Annotated in this window: 15 protein-coding genes; 5 read left to right on the top strand and 10 right to left on the bottom strand. The window is 71.9% G+C overall.

All coding sequences use genetic code 11. The features are described 5' to 3' along the window. Positions 1–56: 56 nt before the first annotated feature. Together LK06_RS18360 and LK06_RS18365 are read left to right on the top strand one after the other, a co-directional pair. Entirely contained in the window at positions 57–440 is a 384-nt protein-coding gene (locus tag LK06_RS18360) for a hypothetical protein (protein WP_039654799.1), read from the top strand. Positions 441–450: 10 nt separating this feature from the next. After that, positions 451–720, top strand: a complete 270-nt coding sequence (locus LK06_RS18365) for a DUF4031 domain-containing protein (protein WP_039654800.1) — start codon at positions 451–453, stop codon at positions 718–720. 23 nt (positions 721–743) lie between these two features. On the opposite strand, the gene LK06_RS18370 is transcribed toward LK06_RS18365, so the two are convergent. The 5 genes from LK06_RS18370 to LK06_RS18390 form a co-directional block, all read right to left on the bottom strand. Further along, positions 744–1,772, bottom strand: a complete 1,029-nt coding sequence (locus LK06_RS18370; protein WP_159025169.1) for a helix-turn-helix domain-containing protein — start codon at positions 1,770–1,772, stop codon at positions 744–746. A gap of 215 nt (positions 1,773–1,987) precedes the next feature. After that, positions 1,988–2,407: a peptidoglycan-binding domain-containing protein gene (locus tag LK06_RS18375; RefSeq protein ID WP_052318873.1), complete on the bottom strand. Its 420-nt coding sequence runs from the start codon at positions 2,405–2,407 to the stop codon at positions 1,988–1,990. Between the two features lie 5 nt (positions 2,408–2,412). Then, complete coding sequence (locus tag LK06_RS18380) at positions 2,413–2,811, bottom strand: peptidoglycan-binding domain-containing protein (RefSeq protein ID WP_039658097.1); 399 nt, start codon at positions 2,809–2,811, stop codon at positions 2,413–2,415. Positions 2,812–2,875: 64 nt separating this feature from the next. Continuing rightward, entirely contained in the window at positions 2,876–3,247 is a 372-nt protein-coding gene (locus LK06_RS18385; RefSeq protein WP_052318872.1) for a peptidoglycan-binding domain-containing protein, read from the bottom strand. Positions 3,248–3,398: 151 nt separating this feature from the next. After that, on the bottom strand, positions 3,399–4,691 hold the full coding sequence (locus LK06_RS18390; protein WP_159025228.1) for a peptidoglycan-binding protein: 1,293 nt from the start codon (positions 4,689–4,691) through the stop codon (positions 3,399–3,401). Between the two features lie 807 nt (positions 4,692–5,498). Here LK06_RS18390 and LK06_RS18395 point away from each other — a divergent pair. Further along, positions 5,499–5,867, top strand: a complete 369-nt coding sequence (locus tag LK06_RS18395; RefSeq protein WP_052270348.1) for a peptidoglycan-binding domain-containing protein — start codon at positions 5,499–5,501, stop codon at positions 5,865–5,867. Positions 5,868–5,968: 101 nt separating this feature from the next. Here LK06_RS18395 and LK06_RS18400 read toward each other — a convergent pair whose 3' ends face one another. Together LK06_RS18400 and LK06_RS18405 are read right to left on the bottom strand one after the other, a co-directional pair. After that, positions 5,969–7,042: a GNAT family N-acetyltransferase gene (locus tag LK06_RS18400; protein WP_052270349.1), complete on the bottom strand. Its 1,074-nt coding sequence runs from the start codon at positions 7,040–7,042 to the stop codon at positions 5,969–5,971. A gap of 51 nt (positions 7,043–7,093) precedes the next feature. Further along, the gene (locus LK06_RS18405) at positions 7,094–7,738 is read right to left on the bottom strand and encodes an HD domain-containing protein (RefSeq protein WP_043432788.1); all 645 of its coding nucleotides are present in this window, start codon (positions 7,736–7,738) and stop codon (positions 7,094–7,096) included. Positions 7,739–7,874: 136 nt separating this feature from the next. On the opposite strand from LK06_RS18405, the gene LK06_RS18410 reads away from it, so the two are divergent. Beyond that, positions 7,875–8,594: a copper homeostasis protein CutC gene (locus LK06_RS18410; protein WP_039658087.1), complete on the top strand. Its 720-nt coding sequence runs from the start codon at positions 7,875–7,877 to the stop codon at positions 8,592–8,594. 125 nt (positions 8,595–8,719) lie between these two features. Here LK06_RS18410 and LK06_RS18415 read toward each other — a convergent pair whose 3' ends face one another. From LK06_RS18415 to LK06_RS18425, 3 genes are all read right to left on the bottom strand, one after another. Further along, positions 8,720–10,774, bottom strand: a complete 2,055-nt coding sequence (locus LK06_RS18415) for a HelD family protein (RefSeq protein ID WP_039658088.1) — start codon at positions 10,772–10,774, stop codon at positions 8,720–8,722. A 231-nt stretch (positions 10,775–11,005) separates the two neighbouring features. Further along, positions 11,006–11,692, bottom strand: coding sequence for a L,D-transpeptidase family protein (locus LK06_RS18420; RefSeq protein ID WP_039658090.1), 687 nt, complete (start codon positions 11,690–11,692; stop codon positions 11,006–11,008). A 281-nt stretch (positions 11,693–11,973) separates the two neighbouring features. Next, positions 11,974–13,785 (bottom strand): choice-of-anchor A family protein, encoded by a 1,812-nt coding sequence (locus tag LK06_RS18425; protein ID WP_078858760.1) that lies wholly within the window; start codon positions 13,783–13,785, stop codon positions 11,974–11,976. A 233-nt stretch (positions 13,786–14,018) separates the two neighbouring features. On the opposite strand from LK06_RS18425, the gene LK06_RS18430 reads away from it, so the two are divergent. Then, complete coding sequence (locus LK06_RS18430) at positions 14,019–14,201, top strand: hypothetical protein (protein WP_039658092.1); 183 nt, start codon at positions 14,019–14,021, stop codon at positions 14,199–14,201. Positions 14,202–14,210: the final 9 nt, after the last annotated feature.

Consider the following 14,210-nt stretch of genomic DNA (forward strand, 5'->3'; position numbering starts at 1 on the left):
ATGTGAAAGATATTTTCGGTTCGGTGTCGCGGTCAAGCGTGCGCACAATGGGGAGCATGGACGACCCCGTAAGCCCTCTGGAGCAGGCCCTGCACGCGGCGCGCGCCCTGGTGCTCGCCGATCTGATCGCGCGCGAGGTCGCGGAGGCGGACGTCGTCTCACTGGTCGAGGACTCCGTCGCCCAGCGGCGCTGGTGGGTCGAGCAGTGGCCGGAGGGCGCCGCTTACGTGGCCGGGCTGGTCGCCCAGGACGTACAGGACGCGCTATTGGACCGGTACGGCCGCTGGCCGCTGTGCCCGGTGTGCGGCGCGGGCGATCCGCACGCGCTGGACGTGGAGCCCGAACTGGGCCCTGATCCGCATTGGGTGTGCCACCAGGCGGGGGTGAAGGTCGCGGCGGTCGGCTCATTGGGTTCGGCCTCGGGCGGGATGACCTCCTAGGGAGGCGCCCGTGACGGTGTACATCGACCCGCCCACCTGGCCAGGGCACGGCCGTCTGTGGTCGCACCTGGTCAGCGATGTGTCGTACGACGAGCTGCGCCTGTTCGCCGACGGGTTGGGCCTGCCCCGGCGTGCCTTCGAGCGTGACCACTACGACCTTCCGTCGCACCGGTACGCGGACGCGGTGGCCGCGGGGGCGGTGGAGGTCGGCAGCCGCGAGGTGGTGCGGCTGCTGCGGGCGTCGGGGCTGCGCCGCCCGAAGGGGCGGAACCCCTTCTGACCCGCGGCGCGTCGCCGGGCGGTTCAGCTCGCGGACGGCACGGGGCTGTGCACGGTACAGGTCCGGCTCTGTCCGTCCGGCTGGGTTCCGCACGCCCATGCGGTCTGGTTCCCGCTCAGCTCGGCCATCGGGGAGTAGACGTCGTTGCCCCAGTGCACCGGGGTGGCCTCGGTGGCGCCGATGGAGTTGTTCACGTCGACGACCGCTTTCGGCTCCGCGTAGGTGATCCGCCCCCATGAGGCCCCGCATGCCTTGCTGTAACGGAGTTCGATCACCATGTTCTCGTTGCGGGTCAGGGCAAGCGTCTGTCCGTCCCGGGAGCATCCCATGGTCATCGGGTCCTTGCCCGTGCAGCCGGCCTGGGTGCAGTTGACCGGGGCGGTGTGCACGGCCGAGGGGGTCGCGCCCGCCTGACGGCCGGTGTCGTCCGTGCTGCCCTCGGAACGGTCCGAGGAGTAGTGGACGATCGCGAAACCGGACGCTGCGACGACGGCGCACACCGCGGCCGCTGCCGCGACCAGGTACGAGGGCCGGCGAAGTCCCAGGCGCCGCGCGATCCCCGGTCCGGCTGCCGGACCTGTCGTGTCTGCCTCGGTCGTGTCTGCCTCGGGCCCGGGTGCGTCGGGTACGGCTGCCGTGTCGGCCTCGGCGGGCTCCGGTACGGCCGCCTCGGCCTCGGCCGGCGCCGGCTCCTCCGCCGGGCCGGCCACCGGGCCCCCGTTCCTGCTTGCCGCCGGAGCCCGCCCGGACGCGGGGACGGAGGGTTCGGCTGGCTCCGGACCGGCGGCACGTATCAGCTCGGCCTGGTCCCACAGCTCCAGCAGCGGCCCGGCGTCCGTCCGCGCGGCTCGGGCGAAGCTCTCCACCGCGCTGCGGGGCGGGAACTGCTTTCCGTTGATCCAGCGTTCCCAGGACGATTTCGAGTAATGGGTGAGCGCGCTGATCCGGGCGTAGCTGAGCCCGGACCGCTGCTTCTGCGAAAGCAGCTCCGAGCGCAGCCTGACAGCGGGGTCCGGCGAAGGTGGGGATGCGGAGAGATCTATGCCGCTCACTGTCTGCCCGTTCGCTGATGGTCCACCAGCCCAAGCCGAAGACACGGCGACGGACCGGCACACAGCCGGCTCGCCAATGGAACTGCCCCCGTCTCAACCCCGGTGTTCCGGTCCTGAAAGTCGGACGGAAGCATACCGTCGCCGTGGCGCGCCGCGGTGACGGCGCGCCACGGCGACGGTGAGAGCCGCGCCCGACCCGGGGCCGGGCGGCGCCCCTACTCGAAGTAGACGTGGGAGATCAGGTTGTGCCAGGTGTACCGCCCCACGACGCCGTCGGCGCCGCCGGTCACCGTGTGCCGGAGCTGATAGGTCACGACCGCGCTGTACGTCTTGGGCCCGAAGACACCGTCGACGAAACCCGGTTCATCGGCGGTGGCCACTGCACCCGCCTCGACCAGCTCCTCCTGCAGCTCCCGTACACACACCCCGGTCGAGCCCCGGGCGAGCACCACAGTGGGGATGTCCCAGCCCAGGTAGTACTCGGAACCGTACCGGTCCTTGCACGTCTGCAGCTCGCCGGACCAGCTGGCCTGGGCGGGTGCCGCGGTCCCGCCCGCCAGCACCGCCGCCGCGACGAGCACCGAGGCGGCGGTGCCAGCGCGCCTGCGGGTGGCCTGCCCGTTCGTTCTGGTCATGGAGATCAGTCCGTCGTCTGCTGGACGAGCCTCTGCCAGGTCTGCGGGCCGACGATGCCGTCGACCTGCAGACCGTTGGCCTTCTGGAACCGGCGCACGTACGAGTCGGTCTTGGGGCCGAACAGGCCGTCGACGAATCCGTTTTCGTCGGCCGGGTCGAGCCCGACGGTGGAGGCGACGTCGAACTGGATCTCCTTCACGCACACTCCCGACGAGCCCTGGGAGAAGTTGCGGGCGGGAATGGTCCAGTAGCCGTTCGGGGAGGTGCGCGTGCCGACGGCGTTCAGGCAGGAGTCGAGGTAGTCGCCGGCGTGGGCCGCGGGCGCCGAGAGCAGCAGTGAGCCGGCCGCGGTCAGCGCGAGCGAGAGGGCGGACAGGCACTTGAGGGGACGGATTCCGGTCATGGCGGGGTCTCTTCTTCCAGGAGTCGTGGGCTGGGCCCGAAGGGGCGGGTGAGCGGGGGAGGGGTCAGCAGATCCAGAACGCCTTGGTGTCCCAGTCGCTCCAGTTGTCCAGCTGTCGCCACGTCTTCGGGCCGACGATGCCGTCCTTGGCGAGGCCGGCGCATCCCTGGAACTTGACGACCGCGTTGTAGGTCAATCCGCCGAAGATGCCGTCCTCGGCCAGGTTCACGCCCCGCACGCTGCGGTTCAGCGCGCACTGGACCGCCTTGACGGCGTCGCCCCTGTCGCCGTAGCTCACCTCGGGCTCGGCGAGGGTGTAGATGCCGCAGTAGTTGCCCCGGGTGACGGCGGAGGCACTGGTCGCACTGCCGACGCCGACGCCGAGGCCGGTGATCAGCAGGAGTCCGGTGGTGGCGGCGGCGAGCTTCTTGCGCATGGGTGTTTCCCTTCGGCGGGTCGGTGTGGGGAGCGGCGGCGCCCCGGTTCGCGGGGCCGCCGGCACGGGGCCGTCGGCCCGCCGATGGCCCCGCGAGCGGGCTGGTTCCCGGTACGAGACCGGCTCGGACCGGGAGGCGCGGAGTGGGGAGTCAGGCCCCGGAGGGGGAGACGATGGCGTAGGCGCCGCGCGTGGCCGGGTTGAAGTGGCGGCGCATCACCTGGTCGCTGGCGTTGCCCTCGATGGTGTCGACGGTGCCGTCTGCGTAGGCCTTCTCGATGATGCCGACGTGCGTGCTGGTGCTGGGGCTCTGCGGACCGCTGCCGAAGACGATGGCGTCACCGGGCTGAGGGTTGCTCAGGCCGCTGTGCAGCGTGCCGTGGTTGCGCCCGTAGTAGTAGAAGTCCCCGCTGAAGGCGGTGTGGAAGTTGATGCCGGCCTGCCGCCAGGTCCAGCTGGCGAACAGGGCGCACCAGGGCTCGCAGGGGCCGTAGGGGTTGCAGTTGTTGTTCCACTCGTGGACGCCGAGCTGCGAGCGGGCGGCCTGGACGATCTTGTCCCGGATGCTGCCGGACAGCGGGGGAGTGCTGGGCGAGCCGCCGCTCTCGCCCCCCGAGCTGCCGCCGCCGAGTTCACGGGCGATCCCCATGGAGGCCATGGTCTGCGGGCCGGCGATGCCGTCGACCTCCAGGCGGTGTGCGCTCTGGTAGGCCCTCACCGCGCTGAGGGTGGCGGGGCCGTAGTCGCCGTCGGCGGAAGTCCCTGCCTTGCTCTGCACCTGCTTCACCTTCGCGGTGAGCGCGGCGTTGGTCTGCGGGCCGGCGATGCCGTCGACCTCCAGACCGTTGTCGCTCTGGAAGGACAGCACCGCGTCCTTGGTGGCCGGACCGTAGATGCCGTCCACGCCACCGGAGGCCAGGTAGCCGAGACCCACCAGGTTGCGCTGCAGCAGCTTGGTGTCGCTGCTGGCACCGGTGCCGCTGGAGGTGATGCGGTCGATGTTCATCGCGCCCATGGTCTGCGGGCCGGCGATGCCGTCGACCTCCAGGCGGTGTGCGCTCTGGTAGGCCCTCACCGCGCTGAGGGTGGCGGGGCCGTAGTCGCCGTCGGCGGAAGTCCCTGCCTTGCTCTGCACCTGCTTCACCTTCGCGGTGAGCGCGGCCATGGTGGCGGGACCGGCGTCACCGTCCACTGCCAGGCCGTTGTCGCGCTGGAAGTGGCGCACCGAGTCGGTGGTCTGGGAGCCGTAGATGCCGTCGACACCGCTGAGCGGGGCGTAGCTGAGGCCGGCGAGGTCGCGTTGGAGCAGTTGTACGTCAGCCGCGTGGGCCTGCGGCACCGCCGCGCCGAGCAGGCCGACCAGTATCGCGGCGAGGGTGAGCGCCATCGAGATGACGCGGGTGCCGTCCACACGTCTGGGCGTGCGAAGGGTCGTTGTGGACACGTGGATTCTCTCCCTGCTTTCCCGGGCATGCCCGGGAGGGACGGATGGAGTGGTGGGGGGAGGTGCGCCGATCGGCGACACCCATCCTTGATCACGGCACCGCCGTCCCACCAGCGCGAACGCCGGGATGGGACACCTTGGGACGTCCCTCGCCCCTGACCTGCGACTGAGCGGGGCTGCGGGACGGTGCGGGGCTCTTGACGCCGCGGGGTTCCCGGCGGGACCTGGGCGGGGCCTTGGTCGTCGTGGTGCCGGGTGCGGGAGGAGGGCGCTCACGGGTCCGTGGGTGGGCCTCCCTGGTCACCGGAGGCCGCGGACAAGGGCGCGACGGCTCCTGTCGCCGACCCGCCGGGCGTCCCGGAATCGCCATCGGCTCTCGGGAAGCCGCAGGTCGGAATCGTGGGACGCGGACCCTCCGCCGTGGGACGGTCTGGTGTTGCCCGCCGGATCTCGGTTGTGGAACAGTCCTGACCACAGCGGACGGCGGTCACGCGGCCACGCGGTCAAGTCCCTGTCGGGCTGGCTGAATTCCGACACGCGCGGCACTGGCCCCGCTCCGGCAGTGCCCGGACAGGTCCGGTGCCCGGATCCTCGAAGCCGTACCCGGATTCCGGGTCCGCTCCTGCAGCGGCACCGCGGCCGACGGCATCGTGGGTCCCAAGTCCTGGTCCGAGCTCGGCAACCGGAGCGTGTACAGCGCCTCGGGCCTGCTGGTCCTCCCCATGCAAGCAACGCCGAGGCCGGGCCGGCCCGAAGTCACACGAAGTCACACACTCACTCGAAGTCCTTTTGACCAAGGGAGCCACCATGTCCAGAAGTCTCGTCGCTTTCGCCGCCGCGGCAGCCCTGGCCCTCGGCGCGACTCTGGCCGGCGCCGGTACCGCCTCCGCAGCCCGCAACTACCAGTACTGCGGCATCACCTACAGCGCCGCCGAGCCGCAGCTCGGCTACGGCTCCACCGGGGCCGCGGTGAAGGCCCTCCAGTGCCAGCTCAACTTCGTCATGGCCGGCCCCGCCCTCAAGGTGGACGGCATCTTCGGCGGACTGACCTACAACGCGGTCGTCAAGTTCCAGGGATGCACCGGCCTCGACAAGGACGGCATCGTCGGCCCGAAGACCTGGGGCGAGCTGGATGTGAACACCGACCTCCCGCTCGACCTGCGGCACGTCTGCTGACCCCGACCGCGTCGTACGGCGGTGTCCCCTCCGCGGCGCGGTCCGGCTGTCGGCCTGGTTGCGCAGCGCGACCCCGGGCCGTGGGATGCTTCCGGGCCCGGTCAGTCCTCCGCCGCCGGCGCCGGTTGGCCCGTTTCCCGCCGGAGTTCGTAGACGGCCACCTTGTCGTCCGACCCCACCTGCCGGAACCCGGTGCGGGTGACCACCGCCCGGGAAGCGGCGTTGTCCAGGTCGATCTTCGCCGTCAGCGCGTGCACATCATCCCGGGCCAGTGCCCACTTCGTCAGCGAGCGCAGTGCCTCGGTGGCGTAGCCCTGGCCGCGAGCCGCCTCGGCGAGGTCGTAGCCGATCTCCACGCGACCCTCTTCGTCCGGGGCGCTGTGGAAGCCCATCGCGCCGACCGCCAGGCCGTCCTTCCGGACCAGCACGAAGATCCCGAACTCCGGCCGGTGCACACCCGTCTCGTACGCCTTGACAAGGAGTCCGGCCGCGTCCCGCGTGCCCTCGTACGGGCCGCCCTCGATCCACCGGAAGCCGCCGTCGCCGCCGAGACGGAGGTCACGGGCGGCGGCCGGACGGACGCCGGTCAGGGTGAGGCGCTCGGAGGCAATGGCCAGGTTGTTGGACCAGCGCCACTCGGTGACCGGGCTGCGCCCGGGCAGTTCGCCCCGGCCGGTGGCCCACAGCAGGGTCGGCCAGGGCGCGGGGCCGGGCTGGACGTGCGGGAAGAGCCAGGTCAGGACGGACTCCGCCAGCTCCTCATCCGGCTCGTAGTCGATGCCCAGGCCCTCGGCGATGTCGTGCGTGTGCAGCAGCACTTCTGCGATGCCCATCGCTGCGAAGCCCTCGCGGTCGGCGCTGCGGAAGGGGTAGGGGTGGAAGGCGCGCACGCCGGGCGGGGTGGTGCGCACGGTCGCGGCGAGCAACACGCCGGTCGTCTGGATGACGTGCAGCAGACCGCTGTTGTCGGTGCCGTCGTCCAGGGTGATGTCGAAGGGGACGTACCCGTCCTGGGCGCGTCCGGCCAGCTGGCCCGCGTAGGCGATCAGATCGCTCGCGATGTGCTCGGCCGTCTTGCGGCAACTCCATGCGAGACGGGCAGCTTTGACGGACCCCCAGTCCCGGTCCGCCATCGGCCGTAGCGTCGCCACGCAGCTCGTCACGGCCTTGGTCACGTCATCCCCGTTTATCGGTCGCATGGGCGGCACCCTAGAGGTCCCGTGTGCTCAGGGCGACAGGAATTCCAGCTCGGAGGCGAGGTTGTAGCGGGCGGTGGCCTCCCAGTGCTCTTGTCCGTACGGGGTGCGGAACAGGTCCGGGAGGGAGAGCAGCTGGCGCAGGACCGCCGAACGACCCTCCCGGAAGACGTCGTTCGGTACGAAGTGGTACTCCTCGCGAACCTCGGCGGTGTAGACGGCGTACGCGGACGGGGGCGCCGCCAGGACCGCCAGGTCCGCGTCGCACAGGACCTGGCCGTTGCGGTCGTCAGCAGCCGGATCGTGTGTGAGGGTGAGCCGGACCAGTCGGGCCACCTCGGCGGTCTTCGGGTCCGGTAGGCCGGTCTCCGGCAGCGCGCGCTCGGCGAGCCGTGCGGACCGCTCCTCGTTCTCCGACCGCTCGGGGAGGTAGACGGCGTCGTGGAACCAGGCGGCCAGGCGGACGACGTCCGGGTTGTTCGCGTACTCCTCCAGTACGTCGATGTGGTCGAGCACCGCGGTGAGGTGGGCCACTGTGTGGTAACGGCGCTGCGGCTCCCGCCAGCGGGCGAGCAGATGGTCGGCGTACGGCGCGGTATCGGGGCCGCCGCCGGGGGAGCGGGCTGCCTCCAGGGCGTGGGCGAAACGGAGGCGCAGGGCATCGAGGTCGGCCATGAGGTCATTGTTCCGCGCGAAAAGGGCTTGTGCGTCGAGGGGATGCGTGCGGCGCCGGCGGGCGGGCGTACCCTTGAATTGGACTAGACCTGTAGCCGCTCAATGAATGCCGACGAACGCCGATGAATGGGGTGCCATGAGCAAGCGTGCAGTCCTGGAGGTGATCGCCCTCGATGCCGAGGACGCGGTCGCCGCCCAGGCCGGGGGCGCGGATCGCCTGGAGCTGGTCACCGACATGGCGGCCGACGGGCTCACCCCTGCTCCCGCCACCGTCGCCGGTATCCGCGCCGCCGTCGACGTCGACCTGCGCGTGATGCTCCGGCTGGCGGACGGGTTCGCGGCCGGGGACGTGGAGAGCCTGGTCCGGGCGGCGTGCGAGATGCGCGAGGTCGGCGTGGACCAGTTCGTGCTCGGCTTCCTCGGCCCGGGCGGCGCGGTCGACCTGGCCTCCGTGGAGCGGGTCGTCGGCGCGCTGGACGGCTGCCGGTGGACCTTCCACCGGGCGATCGACCGGGCCGTCGACCGGGGCGCCCTGCGCAAGCAGCTCGCCGGCCTGCCCGGCCTGGACACCTACCTGACGGCCGGTTCGGCCGACGGCGTGGACCAGGGGCTGCCCACGTTGGTCGCCGAGGCCGCGCAGGGCGGCGAGCCGGGGTACGAACAGCAGATCCTCGTGGGCGGGGGGCTGCGCCTCGACCACGTGCCGCAGCTCCGGGCCGGCGGGATCGAGGCGTTCCACATCGGTGGGGCGGCTCGCCCCGACGGCTGGCGGGGGCCGGTCTCGACGGAGGCGGTCGCGCGCTGGCGGAAGGAATTGGACGGCGACGAGACCGGGAGACCCGACGGCAGCGCCTGACGCTTCACGGGGCGCGCCGACCGAGCGGTGTGCCGCCGTCCCGACGGCGCGGCGAGCCGGACGGGGCGGTCGCGGCGAGCCCAACGGGGTTCCCCCCGCGGGACGTGCCGGAACGGCAGGGCACCTTACCCGGCGAGTTGTGCGGGCAGCGGCGCGGTGTGCGTCACGATCAGCCCGGACACCGCTCGGGTCAGCGCCACGTACAGCCGCCGCAGCCCTGTTCGCTCGTCCGGCTCGCCGTCCACCACCGCCCGGGGCTCGTCCAGGACGACGTAGTCGTACTCCAGTCCCTTGGCGAGGGAGGCCGGCACGAGGGTGAGGCGGGACTCGCGGGTGGTCTCCTCGCCGGGTGCGAGACACGCGATGCCAGCGGCGGACAGCGCCGCGGTCAGCTCCGGGACGCGGGCGTCCGCGGTGATCAGGCCGGTGGAGCCCTCGTTGCGCAACAACTCCTGGCAGGCGGCGATGACATCGGTGGGCTCGGTGACCGCACGGACCTGGAAGAAGCCGGGGTTCTCGCGGACGGAGGCAACCGGGGTGAGACCGGGCGCGATATGGGGCAGGAGGCGGGAGGCGTATGCGATGACGTCCGTCGGCACGCGGAAACCCACGGTCAGCTCCTCGACGGCCCCGTCCGGTTTGCCGAGGTGGGCCAGCGCCTCGACCCAGCTCCGGGTCGCCCACGGAGTCGTGCCCTGCGCCAGGTCGCCCAGTACCGTGGCGCTGCCCGTGGTGCAGCGGCGGCCGACGGCCCGGTACTGCATGGGGGACAGGTCCTGAGCCTCGTCCAGGACGACGTGACCGAGCGAGTGCGTCCGCTGGATCCGGTCGGCCGCCTCGTCGATCAGCACCGCATCCGCCGCCGACCACTTGGCCGACTTCACGCTGCGGACCGGCTTCGCCCACAGGACCCTCTTCCGTTCGTCCTCGGTGAGGATTCCGTCGGCGTGTTCGGTCAGGAAGTCGGCGTCGGTCAGCAGCCGCAGCACCAGCTTGGCCGGGTCGACGGCCGGCCACATCTGCTTGACCGCCGCCTTCACCGCACTGTTGCGGGCGACGGCGTCCTGCACCCGGTCGTCCGGGGCCTCCCCGGCCCGCTCCATCTGCACCAGCACCGCGTGCGCGATGCGCTGCGGCAGGGCCTCGCGCGCGGCACCGTAGCGGATGTCGCGCTCCAGCAACTGCCGGACGATGTCCTCCAGCTCGTACGCCGGTACCCGCCAGCGCCGGGAGCCGCGCACGACCACGACCGGCTCCGTCGGCGTCGTCACATGCGAGTACAGGGCCCGACGGACCACCTGCGCCATACGGGCGTCGCCCTTGACGACCGCGGCGGCGGCGTCGTCCGTGCCGCGCACCTCGACATGGGCGACGAGGTCGTCCACCGTCGCCTGCTGCACGGTCAACTCGCCCAGCGCGGGCAGGACCTGCTCGATGTAGTGCAGGAAGGAGCGGTTCGGCCCGATGACCAGGGTGCCGGTACGGGCGAGCCGTTCCCGGTGGGCGTAGAGCAGGTACGCGACCCGGTGCAGACCGACGGCGGTCTTCCCGGTGCCCGGACCTCCCTGGACGCAGACCGTGCCGGACAGGCCGGACCGGACGATCTCGTCCTGTTCGGGCTGGATGGTGGCGACGATGTCCCGCATCGGGCCGACGCGCGGCCGTTCGATCTCGCGTTGGAGCAGTCTGCTGGTGGTGGGCGCCTCGGCCGGGTCGGACAGGTGCTCGTCCTCGTAGGCGGTCAGGTCACCACCGGTGTAGCCGAAACGGCGGCGCAGGCCGACGTCCATGGGGTTCTTCTTGGACGCCCGGTAGAACGGCTGTGAGACCGGCGCGCGCCAGTCGATGACCATCGGGTCGCCATCGCCGTCGTGCACGTGCCGCCGCCCGATGTAGAACTGCTCGCCCGCACCGCCTTCGGCGCGCTCCGCCCCCGGAGCGTGCAGGTAGTCCAGCCGACCGAAGAACAGTGGAGTGTCGCTGAGGTCGGCCAGCGCCTTGATGCGCTCGTCGATCTGCCGGGAGAGCACCTGGGCGTTGACCCAGTTCGCGGTGACGTCCCGGATGTCCAGCGCCTCCACGTCCTCGCGCATGGCGCGCAGGGCCGCACGGGAGGCGGTCAGGTGGGAGCGCTCGCGGGCGAGCGGGTCGCCGAGGGAGGAGGGGGCGGGCGTGGACAAGGGAGTGCCTCCGGTGGGCCTGCTGCTGGGCTTCGACGATGCCGCCCGGTTTCCGGCCGGGCGGCGGCACTCCACGGGGAGGCGGGCAAGAGCGGAGATTCTAGTGACGGGCACCGGGCCGGCGCCAATGGATTTCCGTGCGGTCCCGGCCCTGCGGCCCTGCCCGTGTGGTTTCCGCCCCGTGTCCCGGCGGGTCTCCCGCGGTCGGGAAGCGGCTGTGCGCGCCCCGACTCAGCCGGCGGTGCCGGGCTTGGTCCCCCACACGTAGACCGCGTCGTCGATGTCGAGCAGATCCCACAGGGCCGCCGCGTCCGGCACGGTCAGATTCACGCAGCCCGCCGAGCCGCCGCCGTCGTAGAGGTTGCCGGGGTGCCCGTGCAGGGCCTGGCCGCCGTCGAAGAACTGCGAGTACGGCATCGGGGCGTCGTCGTACAGGGTGGAGACGTGGTCCTTGTCCCGCCAGTAGATCGCGTGCCAGCCGGGCCGCGTCTCCTGGGAGTCGCGGCCGGTGCGGATCGGGACCGGGGCGAAGACCACGCGCTTGCCGGTCTGCACCCACAGCAACTGCCGGTCCATGTCGACACAGGTGACCCGGAAGCTGCGCACCGGGCAGCGGCCGGCCGCGTTGGGGTTCGGGGCCGCCTGCACCGCCAGCATGATGCGGTAGGTGGCGAGGTCGGCGTACCCGTCGGTGCGCGGCACCTCGTGGGCCCGTTGGAAGTCACGGACGGCCACGCAGTCCGCGGGGGACTGCACCCCGTCCACGGGGCGGTGCAGGTACTCCTCCAGCGGCCGCTGGTAGGGCCCGGTCCCGGCGGTGCAGGCGGCCGGTGCGGCGGCTGCGTGCGGGGTGGGCAGGACGACCGCCCAGGCCACGGCCGCCGCGCCGACGAGACCGGTTACGCGGGTTCGGCGCATGGCTCAACCTCCAGGTGGGGCGGGCGTGGTGCTGTCAGTGAAACAGCGCACCGGTTCGGCCGCCCACGGTTGGACGGCCGAACCGGTGACACCCGCATCCGGGATACGGCGCGCCGCGGCGTGTCGCCTTGCGGGGCGACGCGACCCCGGTCGCGGGACGGTCTACTGCTTCACGGCGCGTCACCTCTTGGTCGGGGCCGCTGGGTGCGCGGGGTGCCGTCTGGGGTGTGGCCACCGTTTGGTGTGCGGGTGCGTTCGGCGGGGAGATGCCGTCCGTCGTGCTAGCAGTCCTTGCCCTTGCAGGGCTCGCCGCGTTCGTTGGTGACCGCGACGGCCACCCCGGTCGTGCTGTTGGCCGCGGTCACCGCGTAGGGGCCGGAAACCGGGTCGGCGGGCATGACGTAGCCCTCCGGCACGGCCGTCTCACGCAGGTAGTAGTCGCCGAGCGGGAGGTCACCGAAGGAGCAGTGCCCCGCCGCGTCCGTGGCGCATCCGGCGCCCACCCGGGTGTCCGGGCGGGCCCCCGTGGTTTGCAGTCCGCCGACGCCGTTGGTCTCGCGCCAGGCTTCGAACACCGCTCCGGCCAGCGCGGCGCCGTTCTTGGCGTCCCGCTTGGTCAGCCTGATCGAACCGGTCGGGGCCGGCCGGTTCGTCTCGGTGTCCCCGACCACCTCGCCGATTCCGGTCCCGGCGTTCTGCGGGGTCAGCGTGAGGGGACCGAAGACATCCGGGGTGGGTAGGTCGTAGCCCTCGGGGGCCTGTGTCTCGCGCCAGTAGTAGGTGCCCGGCTGCACGGTGTGCGCACAGTTGCCGTCGGTGCCGGTGGTGCACACCGAGATCCGGGTGTCCGGGGTGGTGCCGGCGGTCTGCAGGCCGGGCATGTCGTTGGTCTCGTGCCACAGCTCGAACCGGGCACCCGCCAGCGCGGCGCCGGTGTCGGCATCCGTCTTGCGGATCCGCACCTCACCGGTGACCGGAGGGGTGGGGGTGCAGTCGGGCAGGTCGCCGGTGAACGGGTAGGCGTGGAACTCCTGGCCGCCGCCACCGGTCGCGGTGCTGGTGTGCGTCAGCGAGCCGGCGGTGAAGAACCGCCCGTTGACACCGGGCAGCGTGACCGTGGTCATCGACGACTGCTCGCCCACGAGGAAGCTGCCCTGCATCTGTCCGGTGCCGGTGAGGTGGAGACTGAGGGCGTCGGGGACGTTCCACAGCAGACGCTCGCGGTAGGCGTTGAGCGGGTCGGTGCTGTCGTCGATACCGCCGCTGTAGGTGTTGATGGTGCGGTCGGGGCCCAGGACGTTGACCAGGATGGTGGCGCCCGCCGGGATGTTGCGGAAGACGATGCCCTGCTGGCCGCCGGTCGGCCCGGTGAGGTCGAAGTCCACGTTGAAGACCTGGAGCGCGGAGGTCCCGTCGCCCGTGAACAGCGTCTGTGAGCCCTGGTTGACCGCGGTGCCGGTGGCCTGCCGGGGTTGTCCTGCCACGCGGGCGTAACAGCGGCTGGCCACGGTCAGTTCACCGCGCAGGGCCCGGTAGGGCTGTGCGGCGGTGGCGTCGTGGACGAGCTGCCCGGTGACCGTGCCGCTCTCGGTCCCCGCGTGGCGCACGACGCCCTGCTCGCCGAGGAGCCCGCCGGTGGTGTCCAGCCGCTGGCCGCTCGCGATCGTCACATCGCCGCCGGTGGTCAGGAAGTCCGAGCCGTTCGGCGGAGGCACCCGCGAGCCCACGCCGACGATGCCGAGGTTGTACAGCCCGCCGGCGGCGGAGTCCTTGTTTTGGTCGAAGTCGTCCAGCACCACCACCCGGCCCTCGGCCTCTGCGGCCCGGCCGCGGACCAGGAAGTCGTTGCCGACGAAGATGTTGACGGCCGCGTCACGGCCGGCGATCGGTCCGTTGCCGATGCCCGGGAACGGGTCGGGGCAGCTGCCCGGAACACAGGGGCCGAGGCCGCCGGGCAGCGGTGCCGCCGCGGCCGGTACGGCTCCGATGCCGAGGGCGAGGACGGGCACGCTCGTCGCGACGACGGCCCAGGAGGCCGCTGCGGTGACCGCGCGGGCGCGCAGCACGCCCAGTCGTTTGGAGAGGTTGCTCATGCCGGGCATGTTCGCTGTCCGCCGACCGTGCATCGGGCCCTGACACATCGGATCATGCGATCATCCGCGCAAGCTCATCCGAAAGGCGGGTACGGGCGGCCGGCCCCGTACCCCTAGGGGGCGCCGTACGTTCGGCGTAGGGGGTGGGTCCGTCCGGAGGCTTACCCGAGAGCCACCGGGATTGGCCCCAGAGACCGATTCCGGATACCGGTCCAAAGTTCCACCATGGAGGTATGAGCGCAGCAACCATCACCCCATCACCCGTCCGTCCGCCGTCCGGCGCCACGGCCGTGGACGGCCCTCATCACCACCCGCTCGGCAATGCCCTGCGCGCCGTCAAGGTGTTCCTGGAGGCCGCGTTCGGCGTGGCGATCCTCGGCGAGTACGGCGAGGAAGCGGGCGTTCGCCGAAAGTGACGACATCGC

The sequence above is a fragment of the Streptomyces pluripotens genome (genome assembly GCF_000802245.2).
Lineage (GTDB): Bacteria > Actinomycetota > Actinomycetes > Streptomycetales > Streptomycetaceae > Streptomyces > Streptomyces pluripotens.

Coding starts and splice junctions, on each gene's coding strand:
- LK06_RS18360 (WP_039654799.1), top strand. CDS start 57: ATGGACGACCCCGTAAGCCCTCTGGAGCAGGCCCTGCACGCGGCGCGC.
- LK06_RS18375 (WP_052318873.1), bottom strand. CDS start 2,407: ATGACCAGAACGAACGGGCAGGCCACCCGCAGGCGCGCTGGCACCGCC.
- LK06_RS18380 (WP_039658097.1), bottom strand. CDS start 2,811: ATGACCGGAATCCGTCCCCTCAAGTGCCTGTCCGCCCTCTCGCTCGCG.
- LK06_RS18385 (WP_052318872.1), bottom strand. CDS start 3,247: ATGCGCAAGAAGCTCGCCGCCGCCACCACCGGACTCCTGCTGATCACC.
- LK06_RS18395 (WP_052270348.1), top strand. CDS start 5,499: ATGTCCAGAAGTCTCGTCGCTTTCGCCGCCGCGGCAGCCCTGGCCCTC.
- LK06_RS18405 (WP_043432788.1), bottom strand. CDS start 7,738: ATGGCCGACCTCGATGCCCTGCGCCTCCGTTTCGCCCACGCCCTGGAG.
- LK06_RS18410 (WP_039658087.1), top strand. CDS start 7,875: ATGAGCAAGCGTGCAGTCCTGGAGGTGATCGCCCTCGATGCCGAGGAC.
- LK06_RS18420 (WP_039658090.1), bottom strand. CDS start 11,692: ATGCGCCGAACCCGCGTAACCGGTCTCGTCGGCGCGGCGGCCGTGGCC.
- LK06_RS18425 (WP_078858760.1), bottom strand. CDS start 13,785: ATGAGCAACCTCTCCAAACGACTGGGCGTGCTGCGCGCCCGCGCGGTC.
- LK06_RS18430 (WP_039658092.1), top strand. CDS start 14,019: ATGAGCGCAGCAACCATCACCCCATCACCCGTCCGTCCGCCGTCCGGC.